Source organism: Brucella pseudogrignonensis, assembly GCF_002252525.1.
Classification (GTDB): domain Bacteria; phylum Pseudomonadota; class Alphaproteobacteria; order Rhizobiales; family Rhizobiaceae; genus Brucella; species Brucella pseudogrignonensis.
This window is the reverse complement of record NZ_NNRM01000022.1, coordinates 200816-221499: the sequence shown is the minus strand read 5'-3', so window position 1 is coordinate 221499 and position 20684 is coordinate 200816. Positions and strand designations below refer to the sequence as shown.

Here is a 20684-nt window from a genome sequence, read left to right as displayed (position 1 = left end):
TCGTTGCACGACCGAAATACTGCGTCCTAAAGGGCATATCCATGCACAATAGCTTGAAAATCATTCATGAACGCTATCCCATCGCCGGGAAATTCACAATCTCCCGCGGCTCGAAGACTGAAGCCGCTGTGATCGTATGCGAGATCGGGCATAATGGCCTATTGGGGCGCGGCGAATGCGTTCCATATGCACGTTATGGCGAATCAATTGAGAGCGTAAGCGAACAGATTGAAGCCGTGCGCTCAGCTATTGAAAGCGGTGCCACACGTCAGGATATTCAGACGCTCATGCCAGCAGGTGCAGCCCGCAATGCGGTTGATTGTGCAATGTGGGATCTGGAAGCCAAACTCTCTGGCAAGAGTGTCGCCGATACACTTGGCGCACCGACGCGGGCGCTGGAAACCGCCATTACAGTGTCGCTTGGAACACCCGAAGAAATGGCGGAATCGACTGCGAAGGTCGCGCATTATCCTCTAATCAAAGTGAAAATGGGCGGCGACAACGATATCGAGCGTATTCACGCAGTTGCCAATGCGGCGCCAAACAGCCGCATCATTATCGATGCAAATGAAGGCTGGACTGAAGATAATATCGAAGAAAATATGGCTGCCGCAGCCAAAGCAGGCGTGGTTCTGATTGAACAGCCTCTGCCCGCCGGTAAAGATGATATTCTAAGCCGCATCGAACGCCCGGTGATTATATGCGCCGATGAAAGCGTTCATACGTCTGTCGGGTTGGAAGATCTCGCCAAGCGCTATGATGCCGTGAATATCAAGCTCGATAAGGCTGGTGGCCTGACCGAAGGTTTGATTATGCGCGACAAGGCTACTTCGCTCGGACTGCAAATCATGGTTGGCTGTATGGTTGGTACATCGCTTGGCATGGCGCCTGCCGTTTTGCTTGCACAGAAAGCCGATGTCGTTGATCTGGACGGTCCGCTGTTATTGGCACACGACCGTGATCCGGGACTGCGCTATGACGGGGCGCTGGTTTATCCGCCAGAGGCGACTGTCTGGGGTTGATTCTCGGTTCTGCTGAAAGGTTGTGCGACACTCTTCGTTGACGACAGAACGTTTTCGAAGATGTCCGCACAGGCTTCCCATGTGAAAGGCTTGAGCACTTCAGCGGGGTCAAAGGCTGGCATTTCAAGTGCCGCAATGCATGCTTCATGCAAATCTTCGGACAAAATCCCCGCTCCTGTTGCGCCCACAACATCGGATGATCCCGGTACGGGAAATGCCGCCACAGGCAGGCCCGACGAAATGGCTTCCAGCAGAACGAGGCCAAACGTGTCGGTTCTGCTTGGAAACACAAACACATCCGCCGATGCATAGACACGCGCGAGGTCTTTGCCCTCTTTCTTGCCAATGAAAACGGTTTCCGGAAAACGGGTTTTCAAATCGTCGAGTGCCGGACCATCACCGACGATCAATTTCGTTCCCGGTAGTTTCAACTCCAAAAATGCTGGCAGGTTCTTTTCTGTAGCGACGCGCCCGACGCAGATAAAGACCGGCTGCGGCAAGTCCCTTTTAACATCGTCGCGTGGATGAAAAAGCGTGCGATCAACACCGCGGGTCCAAAGCTCCAGCCCTGTAAAACCACGTCCATGCAAATCGTCGAGGATTGATTGGGTTGGAACAAGTGTATGCGACGCCGCATTATGAAAGCGGCGCAAGAACGCATAAGTCCACTTTGGCGGAATTGGAAACCTGTCCTGAAGATATTCAGGAAAGCGGGTGTGAAAGCTTGTTGTAAAGCTCCAACCCATTTTAAGACATGCACGCCGCGCCATGAAGCCCAGCGGACCTTCGGTGGCTATATGCACATAGTCCGGCTGCAATTTCACGAGCCGTCGGCGGAAGGCTGATGGGGTCGTCATGGCCAGACGAATTTCGGGATATGTCGGACAAGGTACCGAACGGTAATCTTGTGGAGAGATGACAATCACCTCATAGCCACGTTCGGTCATCAGTTCACAGCATTTTGCCAGCGTTCTCACAACGCCATTTACTTGTGGATGCCAGGCGTCTGTTACGATGACCAGTTTCTTCATCTGCTGCCATTCACCGCTTTTCGGGCTGCTCTCGGAAGCCTGATTATTCTTCCACCTGCATTTGCGTCTTGCACGGCAGGGAGTGATGGTTGCTGGCCCAGACGCTCAGTCCATTCCAGCAACTCCATACGTCCATCGAAATGCTCGACAACCGCTGTGCAGCTTTCTACCCAATCGCCGGTGTTGATATATTCAACGCCGTTCATCTTCTCGATGGTCGCATGATGGATGTGACCGCAGATAACACCGTCGACGCCGATGCGTTGCGCTTCTTCTGAAACCACGTCTTCAAACTTGCCGATGAAGTTGACCGCTTTCTTGACGCGGAATTTAGCCCAAGCCGAAAACGACCAGTAACGCAGACCAAACATTGCACGCACGCGGCTCATGATCGTGTTGATCCAGATGGCCGTATCGTAAGCCCAGTCACCGAGATAGGCGATGAAACGGGCATTGCGCACCACAACATCGAACTGATCGCCGTGAATGACGAGGAATTTACGTCCGTCCGCCGCTTCATGAATAGCGCGGTTCATCACTTCGATGCCGCCAAAATGCGTACCTTGAAAATTGCGCAGGAACTCATCGTGATTGCCGGCAATATAAATGATTGTCGCGCCCTTGCGGCTTTTGCGCAGAAGTTTCTGCACAACATCGTTGTGTTCCTGTGGCCAATGCCAGTTGCGTCGCAGACGCCAGCCATCAACGATATCACCAACCAGATAGATCGTTTCAGCATCATGGCAACGCAGGAAGTCCAGCAAAAGTTCGGCCTGAGCCGCTTTGGAGCCAAGATGCACGTCAGAAATAAACAGAGTGCGGTATTTCTTTGACTCAGTCTGTTCATCGCTCATTTGGTTGTCCTTCCGATGGCAACCCGGATTTGAGCGCAGAAAACCCGATTCATGTCACAGACATATGACGGTTAAAAAAGAGACGCAAAGCCAATAACTTCGCGTCTCTCAAATAGAATTTTCAATATATCTGAATGTTTATCTCAGAGGCTGAGATCAAATATGTCGAAGTAAAACTAAGTGGCCGTATCAAGCTTTGGGCCAACATAGATCGACTGTGGACGAATAAGTTTGTTCTCTTTTATTTGTTCACGGCAGTGTGCAACCCAACCCAAAGTTCGCCCCATGGCAAATACGGAGGTGAAAGCTGCGCGAGGGATATCAAGCTGTTCAAGCAGTAAAGCCGTATAATATTCGACATTGGTTGACAGCATTCGTTCCGGCTTATGCTTATTCAGCACAGCGATTGCTGCAGTTTCCACCGCTTCAGCCAAATGCAGCCTGTCTTTGTTAGCGTTTTTGCACTCTATAATGCGATGAAGCGCAGCTTTGATTACGTCGGCCCGGGGATCACGAATGCGGTAAATCCGATGACCAAAACCCATTAAGCGCTCACCTTTGGAAACAGCCCTATCCAGCCAAACTTCTGCATTTTTGGCATTTCCAATCGCGTCCAACATATCAAGCACAGGAGCAGGTGCTCCGCCGTGAAGTGGGCCTTTCAAAGCGCCGATTGCGGCCAGAATTGATGACGTCATCCCCGCCTGTGTCGAAGCAACCACACGGGCAGCGAAGGTCGATGCATTCAAACCGTGATCAGAAACAGATACGAGGTAGCTATTGAGGGCCTGAACATCAATTTCCTCCGGCATCCTGACATTCATCATACGTAGAAAGTCGACGCTATGCGGAAGAGAAGGATCGGGAGACAGCATCTGTCGTCCACGTTTCATACGCATAATGGCAGGAGTGAAAACAGCCGGAGCTGCAACCATATAAAGAGCGGCTGTAAGGTCATCTCCGTCGGGGATTCTGGCCATCAGCGCACGCACGACTTCTATCGGCGGCAGTTCAAGCAACACATCGTCTATTGCATCGGTGTGATGAAAAATCTGAGCACGAGCCTCACCGAGCGCACGCTGAAGTTCCTCTCCCTTGGGAAGGTCATCAAACAAGCCATCCCATAGAAGCTCAATACAATCCTCAAAACTGGTATGAGGAACAAGATTATCGAGCGATCGCCCACGAATGATGAGTTTTCCCGAAAGACCATCGACATCCGACAAAACGGTTTCGGCGACGACAATATTTTCAAGGCCACTGCGCATGACACATATATCCTAGTCTGTTTACTGAATTTTACTAAGTATAAGCCTCCAAAAATTAAACGAAACAGTGCTATATAGTTAGCTATTAAAGTAATTTCTTATATAAATTATCCCAGATAATGAGGAATACAAATTTTCAAAATCGAAGCGATATTCCCGGTAAAATTAAGGTCGCAATTATTTGAGTGGTAAAAAAGCGCGGAACAGGTGGACATTTCCGCGCGTCAACCAAAATCCGGTTGATTGCGACATTGGCTTGGTGGCATGTCTGTTGCCATAAAAGAAGCTGTTTCACTCGAAATACCATTCAACTGCGGAATAACTGCTTCTCGAAATCGGGCCTATAGTGATTTGATAGTTTGAGATAAGAACGATAATGGCTCAAAAGACGCAAATAAGCGTCCCTGCGCGGTTTCCTCCCCCAGCTGCGCGCATGAACCGGAAAGCGATGCGATAATGACGAATAAAAAGACCCCCTCCACTTCCACGCGTTCGGATTTTGACGAAGCGGCCCTGTTCTTCCACCGCTACCCGAAGCCGGGCAAGCTGGAAATTCAAGCCACCAAGCCGCTCGGCAATCAGCGCGACCTTGCACTTGCTTATTCACCTGGTGTCGCCGCCCCCTGCCTCGCAATCCATGAAGATCCCGCTGCAGCTGCCGAATATACGGCGCGTGGCAATCTGGTCGCAGTTATTTCAAACGGCACCGCGGTTCTTGGCCTTGGCAATATCGGCGCACTTGCATCCAAGCCAGTGATGGAAGGCAAGGCCGTTCTCTTTAAGAAATTTGCAGATATCGATGTTTTCGACATTGAAGTCGATGCACATGAAATCAACCGTATCGTTGATGTTGTTTCCGCGCTCGAACCGACCTTTGGTGGTATCAACCTCGAAGACATCAAGGCACCTGAATGCTTTGAAGTTGAAGAGCAACTGCGCGCCAAAATGAATATTCCGGTCTTCCATGACGATCAGCATGGAACGGCAATTATTGTCGCCGCCGCAGTGCTCAATGGACTGGAATTGGCTGGAAAAGAAATTGGCACTGCCAAGATTGTAACTTCAGGCGCTGGTGCTGCGGCGCTTGCCTGTCTTAACCTGCTGGTTAATCTTGGCGCCAAGCGCGAAAACATCTTTGTCTGCGATATTGAAGGCGTGGTCTATGAAGGCCGCAATACGCTTATGGATCGCTGGAAGGAAGTGTACGCACAGAAGACCGACGCACGCGTGCTGGCCGATGTTATCGGCGGCGCAGACGTTTTCCTCGGCTTGTCGGCGGCTGGTGTTCTGAAGCCTGAGCTTCTCAAGCAGATGGCTGAAAAGCCATTGATCATGGCACTGGCTAATCCAAATCCAGAAATCATGCCGGAAGCTGCGCGCGAAGCACGCGCCGATGCTATGATCTGCACAGGACGTTCAGACTATCCGAACCAGGTCAACAACGTCCTCTGCTTCCCTTACATCTTCCGTGGCGCACTTGATGTGGGTGCGACTGCAATCAATGAAGAAATGAAGCTCGCAGCGGTTCGTGCTATTGCAGCATTGGCTCGCGAAGAACCTTCTGATGTTGCTGCCCGGGCCTATTCGGGTGATACACCGACTTTCGGACCAGATCACATTATCCCATCGCCATTCGATCAGCGTTTGATCCTGCGTATCGCTCCTGCGGTTGCCAAGGCTGCGATGGAAAGCGGTGTTGCAACGCGTCCAATCGAAGACTGGGAAGCTTATACCGACAGGCTGAACCGCTTCGTCTTCCGTTCCGGCCTCATCATGAAGCCAGTCTTCGCGGCAGCCCGCGCGCAGAGCAAGCCGATGCGCGTCATCTATGCTGACGGTGAAGATGAACGTGTATTGCGTGCTGCTCAGGTGGTTATCGAAGAACGTATTGCTGCACCAATCCTCGTTGGTCGTCCACACGTTATCGAAACACGCCTTCAGCGCTATGGTCTAAAGATTCGTCCAGGCACGGATTTCGATCTTATCAATCCGGAAGATGATCCACGTTACCGTGATTATGTCGACCTTTATCTGTCCTATACGGGCCGTCAGGGTGTGACCCCTGAGGCGGCACGTACAATCGTACGTACCAACTCGACGGCAATTGCAGCGCTGGCTGTGATGCGCGATGAAGCAGATGCCATGATCTGTGGTCTGGAAGGACGCTTTGAGCGCCATATGCGCGTCGTGAAGCAGATTATCGGCAAGCTTCCAGGTATCAGCGATTATTCTGCCCTCAGCCTGCTAATTTCGCAGCGCGGCGCACTGTTCCTCACCGACACTTATGTCAGCGTAGAACCGGAAGCCGAAGAAATCGCTGAAATGGCAATTCTGGCTGCCAAGGAAATCAGCCGTTTCGGAATTGAACCAAAGGCTGCACTCGTTTCACATTCCAACTTCGGATCGAAAGAATCCGCAAGTGCAGAGAAGATGCGTCGGGCCGCAGCGTTGCTGGCAGAAAAAGCTCCAGAGCTTGAATCTGATGGTGAAATGCATGGCGACTCTGCGCTTTCGCAAGCTTTGCGGGATCGTGTATTCCCGAACTCGCGCCTCAAGGGCGAAGCAAACCTTCTGGTTTTCCCGAACCTTGACGCAGCAAACATCACGCTAAACGTGGTCAAGACGGTGACTGATGCACTGCATGTTGGGCCAATTCTGCTCGGCACGGCGCGCCCTGCTCACATCCTTACGCCGTCAGTTACATCGCGTGGTGTGGTGAATATGACGGCACTGGCAGTTGTTGAAGCACTTCAGCGCTCGGGAGAGTTGAAGAAGTAAAATAGAATAAGAACTTGCCATAATATATATTATCAATGTATAATAAACGCCAAGTATGCATAATCATACTTGGCGTTTATGCTTTCTTAAATACAATACATAACAATCGATACGTACGAACAAACAGGACGGGCTTGTTCTATGAAGATTGCTTGTAGACGTTTTTTTCGCCTAGCATCGCCAGCGATGGTGTTAACGACCGCATTATTGATAGCCGGCTGTACAACCACCCAACCGGTGCAGCAATGCTCTCCAAAAGAGAAAGCGCGATTGTCGAGCAATGTTGCATCGACGAAAGCAAAACTTGAACAAAGCAAAGCTCAGCTTGCACGGACTCGTACTGAACTATCAAAGCAAAGCTGTTTCAGTGCGGGCAAATCCACATCGTGCACGCGCCTTAAGACGCGAGCCGATAAACTGCAGTCGGACGTTAAAACTCTTGAAAACCAGCTCTCTGAGCTAAACGCAACGATTGCTGGCAGATCGCACGCTGGTCGATATGTTCAGGCATGTTCAGCGACTTGGGCACCCGCTCGAAAAGCGCAGAAGGCTGCTCCCAGAAAAACAGCCTCAAACAAAATATCTAAACACGACCAGACTAAAGTCGCGAAAACCGTAAGTGAACCGGTCGAAGATTTCGTTGTTCCACCATACGAAGCATCGGAATCGAGTTACGCGCCGACATCACAACCAAAAGTTCAACCAACTGACTATATCGCTCCGACAGCAACCACACCGCCAGCGGAGCGCACCTATACGGAAAGCTCGAAAGTTAGAGTAGTCGGGTCTTCGTTCTATCCGGACCAATCAAAACCAGTAGGTCCGCAAGCTCCGGACCATGCGCCTGCCCCGTAAGTGCGATACGCAGGGGCATGAATAATGTCTTGCCCTTGCGTCCCGTCGCGATCTTCACAGCATCGGTCCATGTTTTCCAGGTCTGCTTATCCCAAGGAGCAGCAGGTAGCAGTTTAAAGGCTTCCTGCACAAACACCTGATCTTCTTCGGCTAGCTCCGGCTTTTCCGGCAGATCGCCATTGATGATCTGCCACCAATGAGCCGCATCGTTGAAACGCTCAAGGTTACCACGAACAGTTGCCCAAAAAGCCTCTGCCTGATCGCCTGAAATGCCGAGTGCTTCGAGACGCTCTTTCGCTTTCTCAAAAGGCATATCATGCAGCAAAGCGCGGTTAAGCGTATCAAGTTCTGCTGGGTCAAACTTTGCCGATGATTTTGAAATCGCAGCCAGATCAAAACGTTCTGCCAAGGCATCCATATCGATCGCAGCCGAAACGGACTCGGATGTTCCGATCAGAATGGCCAGCGAAGCGACAGACATCGGCTCATAACCGCTTTCACGTAAGCTACCGACCGAAAGAGCGCCAGAGCGCTTGGAAAGCCCTTCGCCCGAAACCGTGGTGAGCAGGTTGTGGTGGCCAAAGACCGGCGGTTCGGCACCGAGCGCCTTGAAGATTGCAATCTGCACGCCCGAATTAGTGACATGGTCGTCGCCACGGATGATGTGGGTGATGCCAAGATCGATATCATCAACAACTGATGGCAGCGTGTAGAGATAAGTGCCATCTTCGCGAACCAGAACCGGATCGGACATGGAAGCCAGATCGACAGTCTGTGGTCCACGCACCAGATCATCCCAATGGACTTCAGTGCGCGTGGTTGCGAAAGGATCGCTTTCAAAGTTTGGTAGAAGGAAGCGCCAGTGCGGCTTGCGGCCCTCAGCTTCGAAAGCTGCCTTTTCATCATTGGTCAGCTTCAGAGCTTCGCGGCCATAGACTGGCGGCAAACGACGCGCTAGTCGCAGCTTGCGACGGCGTTCGAGTTCGTCGGCTGTTTCATAGCAGGCATAGAGAAGACCGGCCTGCTTCAGCTTCTCGACAGCCTTGGCATACACATCAAAGCGCTTTGACTGATATTCGACCCGGTCAGGCGTGACACCCAACCATGCGAGATCAATGGCAATAGCATCGGCATATTCCTGCCTGGAGCGTTCAACGTCCGTATCGTCGTAACGCAGAATGAAATTGCCGCCGTTCTTCTTGGCGTAAAGCCAGTTTGAAAGTGCGGTACGTGTATTGCCAATATGAATATACCCCGTCGGCGACGGTGCAAAACGAACTGTTACGGTCATTATGAAATCTCTCAGCGGTCGCGGAAGCGGTTCGTTATTGGATAACGACGATCACGTCCGAAATTCTTCTTGGTAATTTTGACACCAGGCGCAGATTGGCGGCGCTTGTATTCTGCCAGATTAAGCAGGTGCTCGATCCGTTGCACCGTCTCAAGTTGATGGCCACGCGCGACGATCTCGGCATTGCTCATTTCGTTTTCAACGAGGCATTCGAGAATGTCGTCCAGCACCGGATAAGGTGGCAAACTGTCCTGATCTGTCTGGTTTTCACGCAATTCTGCGGATGGCGCTTTTGTGATGATGTTTGTCGGGATAACCTCGCCAGAAGGGCCAAGGCTGCCAACCGGAACATTGTTGTTGCGCCATTCGGACAGGGCAAAAACCTGCATCTTATAGACGTCCTTGATGGGGTTGAAGCCACCATTCATGTCGCCATAAAGCGTTGCATAGCCCACCGACATTTCTGACTTGTTGCCCGTGGTCACAACCATCGAACCGAACTTGTTGGAAATTGCCATAAGGATAGTGCCGCGTGCGCGGCTTTGCAGATTTTCCTCAGTAACGCCGCTCTCAGTGCCCTCAAACATTGGCTTCAATGCAGAAAGGAAGCCTTCGACAGGCTCTGCGATAGGCACAATATCGTAACGCACGCCGAGCGCCTTCGCGCAATCGGCAGCGTCTTTCAACGACTCTTCCGAGGTGTAGCGATATGGCAGCATCACGCAGCGCACGCGATCCTTGCCAAGCGCATCGACACCTAACGCCGCGCAGATTGCGGAGTCGATACCACCTGACAGGCCAAGCACGACATCCTTGAAGCCGTTCTTGTTCACATAATCACGCAGACCCAGTATACAGGCCGCATAATCAGCTTCCAAACCTTCTGGCAGCTTTGCCTTTTCAGCTGCTTCGCAATGCCAGCCCTCGCCGTCCCGCTTCCAGACAGTCAGCGTAATCGCTTCCGCAAATTGCGGCATCTGCAGGCTAAGAGTCTTGTCGGCATTGAACACAAAGGAACCACCATCGAAGACCAGCTCATCCTGCCCGCCAACCTGATTGGCGTAGAGCATCGGAAGTTCGGTTTCGATAACCTGTTTCAGAACAACCTGATAGCGGCGTTCGATCTTGGCGCGGTGATAAGGCGAGCCGTTTGGCACCAAGAGAAATTCAGCGCCGCTTTCAGCTAGCGTTTCGGCTACTCCGAGATCGCCCCAGATATCCTCGCAAATCGGAATACCAATGCGCACACCGCGGAAATTCACCGGACCTGGCATTGGACCCGGTTGGAAAACGCGCTTTTCGTCAAATTCGCCGTAGTTCGGCAGATCGACCTTAAAACGCTCGGCAATAATTTCGCCGCCATCCAGTACAGCAATCGAATTATGCAAACCGCTATTGCGTTGCATAGGCGTGCCGATAATAACGCCCGGACCGCCATCAGCGGTGTCTTTTGCTAGCTCACCAACGGCCTTTTCACAGGCCGCGACAAAGGCAGTCTTCAGAACAAGATCTTCCGGCGGATAACCTGCAATGAACAACTCGGTGAACATCACAAGGTCGGCGTTCATTTTGGCTGCTTCTGCGCGGGCTGCACGAGCCTTTGCAAGATTTCCGGCGATGTCGCCCATAACAGGATTGAGCTGTGCAACGGCAATACGAAGCATATCGAGATTCTCGCTGGTGCTGATCATGCCCAAGCTTTAGCGCGCTTGTGCAATTAATTGCAACGGATGGAGTTCAAGAACGGTTGTTCTTTGTCAGATCATATAGGTCGTAATCAGAATATAACCCCATGTGGCAGCTACAAACACAATCGCGATCAGGACGGCGAGCGACCCGCAATCCTTGGCAATCTGAATTTCTTTATGAAAATCACGCGAGACTGCATCGCAAGTGGCCTCAATACCCGTGTTGAGCACTTCAACCAGAATGAGGAACAGGATCGATCCCGTCATCAGCAAGAATGCCAGCGCACTAGGAGCCAGGAAAAATGCGATTGGCAACGAAAGCAGAAACAGGACAAGCTCCTGCTGAACCGCTTTCTCGTGCTTGGCCAAATGCCGGAGAGCACGCATTGAATTGAGAAACGCCAGAATAATCCGCTTCATCGATGCCCCCAAGTGAGTTTTCGCCAAAATCAATAAGCGAATTCAGCCGAAACACAACAGGGCGGAGGATAAATCCTCCGCCCTGTATTGAATTGGTGTGGTTTGATCCGACTAGGCGTTAACGGCCTGCTTTTCCGCACCTGAGTCACGTTCCTTCTTGAGCAATTCTGCCAGAAGGAAGGCCAGTTCCAGCGCCTGATCCGCGTTGAGACGTGGATCGCAATGCGTGTGGTAACGGTCGTGCAGGTCTTCCGCCGAAATTGCGCGAGCGCCGCCGGTGCATTCGGTGACGTTCTTGCCAGTCATTTCGACATGGATTCCGCCCGGATGCGAACCTTCGGCACGATGAATCGCGAAGAAGGATTCCACTTCCTTGAGGATGCGGTCGAACGGGCGCGTCTTGTAACCGCCTGCGGTGATCGTGTTGCCATGCATCGGGTCACAAGACCAGACGACCTTGCGGCCTTCACGTTCAACAGCACGGATGAGCTGTGGCAGATGATCGCCGACCTTGTCGTAACCGAAACGAGCAATGAGCGTCAGACGACCTGCTTCGTTTTCTGGGTTGAGAAGATCGATCAGACGGATGAGATCATCCGGCTGCAGCGATGGGCCACATTTCAGACCGAGCGGATTCTTGATGCCACGGCAATATTCGATATGCGCATGATCGGCCTGACGTGTGCGGTCGCCAATCCAGATCATGTGACCTGAAGTGCCGTACCAGTCGCCAGAAGTCGAATCGACGCGTGTGAGCGCTTCTTCATAGCCAAGCAGCAATGCTTCATGGCTGGTGTAGAAATCGGTTTCACGGAGCGAATGATTGCTATCGGAAGTGATCCCAATGGCACGCATGAAGTTCATCGTTTCCGAAATGCGCTGTGCGAGAGCTGCATAACGCTCTGCCTGCGGGCTTTTGCCAACAAAGCCGAGCATCCACTGATGCACGTTCTCAAGGTTAGCGTAACCACCCTGCGCGAATGCACGCAGCAGGTTCAGCGTTGCAGCAGACTGGCGATAAGCCATGTCCTGACGCTGCGGATCAGGGATACGCGAAGCTTCATCGAAATCGATGCCGTTGATGATGTCGCCACGGTATGATGGCAGCTCGACGCCATTGAGCGTTTCCATATCGGAAGAACGCGGCTTGGCGAACTGACCAGCAATACGGCCAACCTTAACAACAGGCTTGGAGGCACCAAACGTCAGAACAACGGCCATCTGCAAAAAGACGCGGAAAAAGTCGCGGATATTATCCGCGCCATGTTCTGCGAAACTCTCCGCACAATCGCCGCCCTGAAGCAGAAATGCCTTGCCTTCGGCAACATCCGCGAGCTGGTTCTTCAGCTTGCGGGCTTCACCTGCAAATACGAGCGGTGGATAGGTACGAAGGCGAGCTTCAACATCGGTCAGAGCCTGTGCGTCTGGATAAAACGGCACTTGCTTGATCGGTTTGTCTCTCCAGGAATTCGGGGTCCAGTTCTTCGTCATTTCACACCTGTTTTAATTATCCGCGCGATTTCTCTCGGATTTTGTCCTCCTTAACACGAAAGCCGGCATCCATTTCTATTGGACAACTCAATGCCCAAACACGGAAACCGGCATACGTGATCGCGTTGATATAATGTAGTCGCTCGCTTTATACCAGCAAGAATCGTTAACAGGATCAGCGTGCGACGAAAGATTTAGCCGTCGACCTTTTCTCCGTTCACAACGCGGTAGGTCGGCTTGTACATCGTGACCAGTTCTTCAGCCGCTGTGGGGTGAACGGCCATGGTGCGGTCGAAGTCATCCTTCGTTGCGCCAGCCTTGAGCGAAATGCCCAGAAGCTGTGCCATTTCACCGGCATCCGGCCCCATGATGTGGGCGCCAACAACCCTGCGGCTCTTGGCGTCAACGATGAGCTTCATCAGCATCTTTTCGTTACGGCCAGACAGCGTGTTCTTCATCGGGCGAAACAAGGCGCGATAGACTTCCAATTCTGGATACTTCTTCGCAGCTTCATCCTCCGGCAATCCAACGGTGCCGATTTCAGGCTGCGAGAAGACTGCAGTGGCGATCAGCTCATGATCCGGCTTGGTTGGATTGTCCTTGAAGGCGGTCTCGAGGAAGCACATGGCCTCATGGATTGCCACCGGTGTCAGCTGAACGCGATTGATAACGTCACCGACGGCCCAAATATTGGAAACACTGGTGCGCGAATAGTCATCGACTTCGATAGCACCCTGCGCGTCGGTTTTAACGCCAGCCTTTTCGAGACCAAGGCCCTTCGTGTTAGGCTTGCGGCCGATAGCCATCATGACCTGACCGACATTGAGTGTCTCACCATTAGTCAGTGAAACTTTCAGTTCGCCGTCAGACTGCTTTTCGACCTTCTCAAAAACTGCACCACAGATGATACGGATGCCTTTTGCTACCATTGTTTCCTGGAGCAGATGACGGAGGTCAGGATCAAAGCGCGACAGGATTTCTTTGCCGCGGTAGACAATCGTGGTTTCAACGCCGAGACCATGGAAAATATTGGCAAACTCGACCGCGATATAACCGCCGCCTGCAATGACGATTGCTTTCGGCAGTTCTTCCAAATGAAATGCTTCGTTGGAGGTGATGCAATATTCTGCGCCCGGTAGAGAGTCGTGCACGCTTGGGTGCCCACCGGTTGCAATCAGAATCTGGTCAGCGGTTACGCGACGACCATCTGCTTTCAGCTCAATAGTATGCTCATCGATAAGCTCGGCGCGGCTTGCAAAAATATCGACCTTGGAATTTTCCAGGCCTTTTCGATAAAGGCCCTCAAGGCGGGTAATTTCGTTGTCCTTGGCTTCGATCAGTTTCTTCCAGTCAAAGCTCGATTTGCCAACTTCCCAGCCATAGCCAACGGCGTCTTCAAAATGCTCGGGAAATTGCGAAGCGTAGACAAAGAGCTTCTTGGGAACACAACCACGGATAACGCATGTTCCACCCATGCGATATTCTTCGGCCAGACCAACCTTCTTGCCCATGGCACCGGCCAGACGCCCTGCCCGGACACCGCCGGAACCACCGCCGATAACAAAAAGATCATAATCGTAGTCGGCCATGGTGCTCTCCATTCAAAATCAACACTGCGCTTTATGTAAGCAAAAGAAAAAGCCCGGCCAAGTCGCCGGGCTTCTAAATTTTAGTTTACTGCAAGCAATTACTGCTGCGCTGGCTGCTCAGGGGTAGCTGGGGCAGCAGTTGCGCCAGCCTGCGCTGCGAGAACTTCTGCAACACCGGTTGCGAGGTCACGAGCAATGCCGTTCTGCCAGATATTTGCAGCCTTAACGACTTCACGAGTCACGATTGGGCCTTCAGCGAGAAGCTTCTTGCCTGCTTCCGAGGTGTAGAAAGCCGAAATTGCCTTGAGTTCATCTTCGCTGAATGCGTTTGCATAAGCGCGGGCAGATTCGGTTTCGAGGTCTGCGCGACGCGACGCAAGAGCGAGAGCCTTGTCATCAACGGTCTTGGTGATGAGAGCTTCGAGATTCGGATCTTTCTGGATGAGTTCGCCCTTCAGAGCGCGAGCTGCACTTGGCAGGATCTCATCAAACTGCTCCGTCGCATTGATAGAAGCGATTGCTGCGCGTGCAGCTTCCAGATGCGAAGCGGAAATTTCCTGTGCAGAAGCCGCATGAACGCCTGACATCAGGACGAGTGCGGAAAACGGTGCAATCAGACGGCGGAAGCCAGTTGCCGGGATCATATGGTCGGTACTCCGTTCAAACAATTCGTGTCGGCGCTTCAAGGCCGGTTCATGGTTCGGATACCGTCAGCGCCTGCGATAATCGCGGCCCGTGCCAGTCCGATGAAAAGTCCATGCTCAACAACGCCCGGTATGGCGAAGAGAGCGTCAGATAGAATCTTTGGATCGGGAATGCGGCCAAAAGATGCATCCACGATATAATGTCCACCATCCGTTACAAACGGCGAGCCATCTTTTAACCGCAGGACCAGTGGACCTGCAAGGCCACATTGCGATGCTGCCAACTCAATGCTGCGCAAAGTTGCGCCAAGACCGAAACGATTAACCTCAATCGGCAGCGGAAAGCGTCCAAGCGCTTCAACAACCTTCGATCCGTCCGCAATAACAATCATTGAGTCGGATGCAGCCGCGACGATCTTTTCACGAAGAAGCGCACCACCGCCACCCTTTATAAGCGACAGATTGGCATCGACTTCGTCTGCACCGTCAATGGTCAGATCGAGATGCGGCGTTTCTTCGAGTGTCGTCAGTGGAACACCGAGTTCAGCGCAAAGAGCAGCAGTCCGCTCAGATGTCGGCACACCGATGATCTTGAAACCACCGTTTACCTTTTCGGCCAGCAGACGCACGAATTCTTCGGCAGTTGAGCCTGTTCCAATTCCCAGACGCATTCCGTCCTTGACGTGCGTCAGTGCCTCTGCAGCGGCGGCGATTTTCAGCTTGCGTGCTTCATCCATGCCTGAATTCCTATATTCCCAGCAGATTCTCACCCGGCTCCGTGAACGCCTCTAGCATGTGCGTGCAGCGCAACAAAGGGCTCAATACAAAATATCGCGATTTTTGCGATAGGCTCTCGTTTCTGCGAGCAATTTGGCCTATTTGAGAAAGCGTTTAGCAATGCGCTCGCAAGTATCATTCCTGAAGGAAGTCACATGTCTGCTGTCAATTCCAAGCCCATTATCGTTTTCGATCTCGACGGAACCCTGGTCGAAACGGCTCCGGACCTTTTGGACAGTCTGAATCATTGCCTTGCTATTTCAGGCCTGCGGACCGCTGATAGTGAATCTCTGCGCCGCTTCGTTGGACAAGGCGGCCGCGTCATGATCGAGCGCGCTTTTGCAGCGCAGCAGAAGCAGGTCGATGACGTGAAGCTTGATCACCTTGTCGAAGAGTTCCGCGAACATTATGCAGCGCATATGCCGGGTCACTCGACATTTTATCCTGGCGTTCTTGAAGCGATGGATCGCTTCAGCGCGAATTGTTACACCTTGGCTGTTTGCACAAACAAGTTTGAGGCTCTGGCCGTCAAATTGCTGACTTCTATGGGTGAAGCAAACCGTTTTGCAGCAATTTGTGGTGCAGATACCTTTGCTTATCGCAAGCCTGACCCACGCCACCTGACAGATACGATCGCAAAAGCGGGCGGAAATCGCGACCGCGCCATCATGGTTGGCGACAGCCGTACAGACATCGACACGGCCAAGGCAGCTGGTATTCCTGTGGTTGCCGTAGATTTCGGTTATACTGACTTGCCGGTACAGCACTATGAACCGAGCCGCGTCATCTCTCACTATGATGAGTTCACGCTCAGTATGGCTGAACAGCTTCTGGAAGCAGTTGCAGATCAGGTCTGAAATAAGGATTGAGAATATGAAGCGATTTCTAATATTTACTGCTGTTTCCTCAACAGTATTATCAGCTAGCGCTTTTGCTCAAGACCAAGCACCGACAGGATTGCCAGGCGTAGAACCGCAGAAGCCTATTGTATCTGCGCCTCCGCCTGCCCCGGAACCCAATTCGCAACCCGCCGGAAGCTGGAAAAACTTCCGCGTCGGTAATACCGATGTTTCGATTTCCGGCAGTGTTACAGTCGATGTCGGAACCGGTGGCAGTCGCAGCTCAGGGCGCTAAACGTTCAAGTGCAGACAAGACAGCGCGAAGTTGGTTCGGCAAATCCTCTGCAATAAGCCCGTGACCGAAGCGTCGTCCAGCGTCAGCGTGTATCCACACAGCTGCACTTGCCGCCTCAAAGGCTGGCATCCCCTGTGAAAGCAGTCCGCAAACAATACCCGCCAGTACATCGCCGGATCCAGCTGTTGCGAGAAACGCTGTACCGTTTGCGTTGATAATGGCACGACCGTCAGGCGCAGCAATCACCGTATCAGGACCTTTATAGATCACGACGGCATTTGCACGGCTTGCGGCTTGACGCGCTTTATCCGTCTTTGAACTATCTGCTTCCGCAGCAATATCCGGGAAAAGACGTCTGAACTCGCCTTCATGTGGCGTGAGCACAAGAGCCGTATGCGCACTACGCTTGGCCTTAAAAAGCTGATCTGGCTTATTTTCAAATGCCGTTATGCCATCCGCATCGAGCACCACCCCTTTCAGATATTCTGCCTGCCCATCAATGGCGGAAAAGAGTGCCAAAGCATGATCTCGCGCAAATGACGGGCTGCCATATCCCGGACCGAGCACACAGGCAGCTACTTTGCGATCCTTCACGAATGTCTCTACATCTTTGATATTGCGGGTTTCGCGTACCATGATGCTCGTCAGATGCGCGGCATTTGTCAGAAGTGCATCAGGCGGCGATAAAAGTGTAACTGCCCCGGCACCACTCCGTGCCGCAGCCATTGCTGACAGTCGCGCGGCACCGGTTGAATGCGCAGGTCCGGAAAAGACAACCGCGTGACCACGACTATATTTGTGCGCGTTGATTGAAAGCTGCGGCAGCTGACCTCGCCAAAGCTCAGGTGAGTTTTCAAATGTCTGGGGTTTGATAGTGGTCAGAACGTCATCAGCAATGCCAATATCTGCAACATGAAGAATTCCGCAATGTGCCCTGCCCGGTTGCAGCAGATGGCCCGGCTTCTTGCGGAAAAACGTCACCGTTGCGCGTGCATTGACGGCTACACCCGATATTTGTCCGTTCTCGCCGGAAATACCGCTCGGTAAATCGACAGCTATAACCGGAATGCCGGATGCGTTTAATTCTCCAATAATGGAAGCTTCAACACCCCCGATGCTACGCGTGAGACCTGCACCGTATAGCGCATCAATAACGCCTGCAAAATCGACCGGCGAAAACGCACTGAGCCGACGCACTTCTCCTTTATAGAACAGCAATGCCCGCATCGCGTCGGAGCCCTGCCGGGGCTGCGCAGTTCCAAAGCACATGACATCCATGCCAGCCTCAAGCAGAAACTGCGCGGCTACATAACCATCGCCACCATTATTTCCGGGTCCGCAAAGAACGGCTATCGGCCCCTTACCTGCAAACATGCCCAGAGCCACATGCGCGACCGCATGACCGGCGGCAAGCATCAGTGAAAAACCATCACGCGTGCCAGATTCGATAGTCAGTCTATCCGCACTCGACATTTCCGCTGGCGTCAGCAGTTCAAACATGGCTTCCACTTCCCCTTATTATCGAAGTGATTAATTACGCGGCACTTGCGCTCCATCAAGGTTGATTAACTTCTGCGCATTTTGTCTATTTTTTATGCATCGCTAACAAGCTCGAAACCTTGTTGAATATCTTTCATACGGACAGCCTTGTCTCAATGACAATAATAATGCCACTCTGGGCCAAAGAAAGTTGCACTTCTGAAATTACTGAAAATGCGCTAGCCTTGACTTTGGTGCCATTTTCTCTGGGAGTGACAGGGCAACTTCGGGAATTTTTGCTTGAAAAAGCAAGGAACTTAAAAAATTTGATCGGCATAGATCGAGTTGGCACAGTTCATGCTTCTATATTTACGAAACGGGCACAATGTCCATTTCCGAACAAGAGCGGAGACAATTCTCTGATGAAAAAGATCGAAGCCATCATTAAGCCTTTCAAGCTCGATGAAGTGAAGGAAGCCCTTCAGGAAGTTGGTTTGCAGGGTATTACTGTAATTGAAGCCAAGGGTTTCGGCCGACAGAAGGGCCATACCGAGCTTTACCGTGGCGCGGAATATGTCGTCGATTTTCTTCCAAAAGTGAAAGTCGAAGTCATCGTCGCCGACGAAACCGTCGATGGCGCCATTGAAGCTATCCGCAAGGCAGCCCAGACGGGCCGCATTGGTGACGGTAAGATTTTCGTCTCCAATATCGAAGAAGTTATCCGTATCCGTACCGGCGAATCCGGCGTGGACGCGATCTAACGAAACCAAGTCTACCGACCATCGTCGTGCAAACAGGATACCAAAATGACGACTGCCAATGACATTCTGAAACAGATCAAAGACAACGACGTCAAGTTTGTTGACCTCCGCTTCACAGACCCAAAAGGCAAACTGCATCACGTTACGATGGATGTCGGCCTGATCGATGAAGAGATGTTTGAAGATGGCGTCATGTTCGACGGCTCTTCGATTGGTGGCTGGAAGGCTATTAATGAATCCGACATGGTTCTCATGCCAGATCCGGAAACCGCTCACATTGATCCGTTCTTTGCTCAGTCCACGCTGGTAATTCTCTGCGACATTCTTGATCCGATTTCGGGTGAAGCTTATGGCCGCGATCCACGCACGACTGCAAAGAAGGCTGAGTCCTACATGAAGTCGCTCGGCATTGGCGACACTGTTTACGTCGGCCCGGAAGCTGAATTCTTCGTATTCGATGACGTCAAATACAAGGTCGATCCGTTCAACACCGGCTTCAAGCTCGATTCGACCGAACTGCCATCGAACGATGATACCGATTACGAAACCGGCAATATGGGCCATCGCCCACGCGTCAAGGGTGGTTACTTCCCTGTTCCACCAGTGGACAGCCTTCAGGACATGCGCTCCGAAATGCTCACCGTTCTGACGGAAATGGGCGTAACGGTTGAAAAGCATCACCACGAAGTTGCTTCGGCTCAGCACGAGCTGGGCACAAAGTTCGACACGCTCGTCCGCAATGCGGACAAGATGCAGATCCAGAAATATGTCGTGCATCAGGTGGCCAATGCCTACGGCAAGACTGCAACCTTCATGCCAAAGCCAGTTTTCGGCGACAACGGCTCGGGTATGCACGTTCACTTCTCAATCTGGAAAGACGGCAAGCCAACCTTCGCTGGCAATGAATATGCCGGTCTGTCGGAAAACTGCCTGTACTTCATCGGCGGCGTCATCAAGCACGCCAAGGCTGTGAACGCATTCACCAACCCATCGACCAACTCCTACAAGCGTCTGGTCCCTGGCTATGAAGCTCCAGTCCTGCTGGCTTACTCGGCTCGCAACCGTTCTGCTTCCTGCCGTATTCCATTCGGTTCGTCGCCGAAGTCGAAGCGTCTTGAAGTTCGCTTCCCGGATCCATCAGCAAATCCATATCTCTGCTTCTCAGCGCTGCTGATGGCTGGACTTGACGGCATCAAGAACAAGATTCATCCGGGCCAGGCCATGGACAAGGATCTCTACGATCTGCCTGCAAAGGAACTCAAGAAGATCCCAACCGTTTGCGGTTCGCTTCGTGAAGCTCTGCAGGCGCTCGACAAGGATCGCGAATTCCTCAAGGCTGGTGGCGTATTCGAGGACGACCAGATCGATAGCTTCATCGAACTCAAGATGGCTGAAGTGCTGCGTTATGAAACAACGCCGCATCCAGTTGAGTTCGACATGTACTACTCGGTTTAATCGGGATTGCGCGTGGCAATCAGCGATTGTCGCGCGCTCCGGTTACTTCTTTAAAGCGCCTCTTATCCGAAAACCGTTTTACGATTTTGGGGATGCGTTTGAGTTACCGAGGGGAACGACGTGCCAGAAGGCGCGCGAAAGAAAACC

The 20684-nt window shown here is 52.2% G+C and carries 16 protein-coding genes; 5 read left to right on the top strand and 11 right to left on the bottom strand.

Annotation, left to right across the window (positions count from 1 at the left end):
* Positions 1 to 41: 41 nt before the first annotated feature.
* Complete coding sequence (gene dgcA, locus CEV34_RS14060; protein ID WP_007874945.1) at positions 42 to 1022, top strand: N-acetyl-D-Glu racemase DgcA; 981 nt, start codon at positions 42 to 44, stop codon at positions 1020 to 1022.
* Here the strand turns inward: dgcA and CEV34_RS14055 are convergent.
* From CEV34_RS14055 to CEV34_RS14045, 3 genes are all read right to left on the bottom strand, one after another.
* Positions 992 to 2053: a glycosyltransferase family 4 protein gene (locus CEV34_RS14055; RefSeq protein WP_094543774.1), complete on the bottom strand. Its 1062-nt coding sequence runs from the start codon at positions 2051 to 2053 to the stop codon at positions 992 to 994. The genes dgcA and CEV34_RS14055 overlap by 31 nt on opposite strands.
* Complete coding sequence (locus CEV34_RS14050; protein WP_007874942.1) at positions 2050 to 2907, bottom strand: UDP-2,3-diacylglucosamine diphosphatase; 858 nt, start codon at positions 2905 to 2907, stop codon at positions 2050 to 2052. Before CEV34_RS14050 ends, CEV34_RS14055 begins: the two co-directional genes overlap by 4 nt.
* Before the next feature lie 176 nt (positions 2908 to 3083).
* The gene (locus CEV34_RS14045; RefSeq protein WP_007874940.1) at positions 3084 to 4175 is read right to left on the bottom strand and encodes a citrate synthase/methylcitrate synthase; all 1092 of its coding nucleotides are present in this window, start codon (positions 4173 to 4175) and stop codon (positions 3084 to 3086) included.
* 456 nt (positions 4176 to 4631) lie between these two features.
* Here CEV34_RS14045 and CEV34_RS14040 point away from each other — a divergent pair, with 456 nt between their 5' ends.
* Positions 4632 to 6953 carry an NADP-dependent malic enzyme gene (locus CEV34_RS14040; RefSeq protein ID WP_007874938.1) on the top strand — a complete coding sequence of 774 codons (2322 nt, stop codon included), beginning with the start codon at positions 4632 to 4634 and terminating at the stop codon, positions 6951 to 6953.
* A gap of 772 nt (positions 6954 to 7725) precedes the next feature.
* Here the strand turns inward: CEV34_RS14040 and gltX are convergent.
* The 7 genes from gltX to rpiA all read right to left on the bottom strand — a co-directional run bounded on the left by gltX (position 7726) and on the right by rpiA (position 15668).
* Positions 7726 to 9099: a glutamate--tRNA ligase gene (gltX, locus tag CEV34_RS14035; RefSeq protein ID WP_007874933.1), complete on the bottom strand. Its 1374-nt coding sequence runs from the start codon at positions 9097 to 9099 to the stop codon at positions 7726 to 7728.
* 11 nt (positions 9100 to 9110) lie between these two features.
* Positions 9111 to 10790, bottom strand: a complete 1680-nt coding sequence (locus tag CEV34_RS14030; RefSeq protein WP_007874931.1) for an NAD+ synthase — start codon at positions 10788 to 10790, stop codon at positions 9111 to 9113.
* A 66-nt stretch (positions 10791 to 10856) separates the two neighbouring features.
* Entirely contained in the window at positions 10857 to 11207 is a 351-nt protein-coding gene (locus CEV34_RS14025; protein ID WP_007874929.1) for a diacylglycerol kinase, read from the bottom strand.
* A 111-nt stretch (positions 11208 to 11318) separates the two neighbouring features.
* Positions 11319 to 12698: a class II 3-deoxy-7-phosphoheptulonate synthase gene (locus CEV34_RS14020; RefSeq protein WP_007874927.1), complete on the bottom strand. Its 1380-nt coding sequence runs from the start codon at positions 12696 to 12698 to the stop codon at positions 11319 to 11321.
* A 194-nt stretch (positions 12699 to 12892) separates the two neighbouring features.
* Positions 12893 to 14287, bottom strand: coding sequence for a glutathione-disulfide reductase (gene gor, locus CEV34_RS14015; protein ID WP_007874925.1), 1395 nt, complete (start codon positions 14285 to 14287; stop codon positions 12893 to 12895).
* A 98-nt stretch (positions 14288 to 14385) separates the two neighbouring features.
* The gene (locus tag CEV34_RS14010; RefSeq protein WP_064320600.1) at positions 14386 to 14931 is read right to left on the bottom strand and encodes a DUF2059 domain-containing protein; all 546 of its coding nucleotides are present in this window, start codon (positions 14929 to 14931) and stop codon (positions 14386 to 14388) included.
* Between the two features lie 38 nt (positions 14932 to 14969).
* Positions 14970 to 15668, bottom strand: coding sequence for a ribose-5-phosphate isomerase RpiA (gene rpiA / locus CEV34_RS14005; protein ID WP_007874915.1), 699 nt, complete (start codon positions 15666 to 15668; stop codon positions 14970 to 14972).
* 195 nt (positions 15669 to 15863) lie between these two features.
* Here rpiA and CEV34_RS14000 point away from each other — a divergent pair, with 195 nt between their 5' ends.
* On the top strand, positions 15864 to 16565 hold the full coding sequence (locus CEV34_RS14000) for an HAD family hydrolase (RefSeq protein WP_007874913.1): 702 nt from the start codon (positions 15864 to 15866) through the stop codon (positions 16563 to 16565).
* Between the two features lie 265 nt (positions 16566 to 16830).
* On the opposite strand, the gene CEV34_RS13990 is transcribed toward CEV34_RS14000, so the two are convergent.
* Complete coding sequence (locus CEV34_RS13990; RefSeq protein ID WP_007874911.1) at positions 16831 to 18342, bottom strand: bifunctional ADP-dependent NAD(P)H-hydrate dehydratase/NAD(P)H-hydrate epimerase; 1512 nt, start codon at positions 18340 to 18342, stop codon at positions 16831 to 16833.
* A gap of 401 nt (positions 18343 to 18743) precedes the next feature.
* Here CEV34_RS13990 and CEV34_RS13985 point away from each other — a divergent pair, with 401 nt between their 5' ends.
* Both CEV34_RS13985 and glnA read left to right on the top strand, forming a co-directional pair.
* Positions 18744 to 19082, top strand: a complete 339-nt coding sequence (locus tag CEV34_RS13985) for a P-II family nitrogen regulator (protein WP_007874909.1) — start codon at positions 18744 to 18746, stop codon at positions 19080 to 19082.
* 45 nt (positions 19083 to 19127) lie between these two features.
* Positions 19128 to 20537, top strand: a complete 1410-nt coding sequence (glnA, locus tag CEV34_RS13980; protein ID WP_007874907.1) for a type I glutamate--ammonia ligase — start codon at positions 19128 to 19130, stop codon at positions 20535 to 20537.
* Positions 20538 to 20684: the final 147 nt, after the last annotated feature.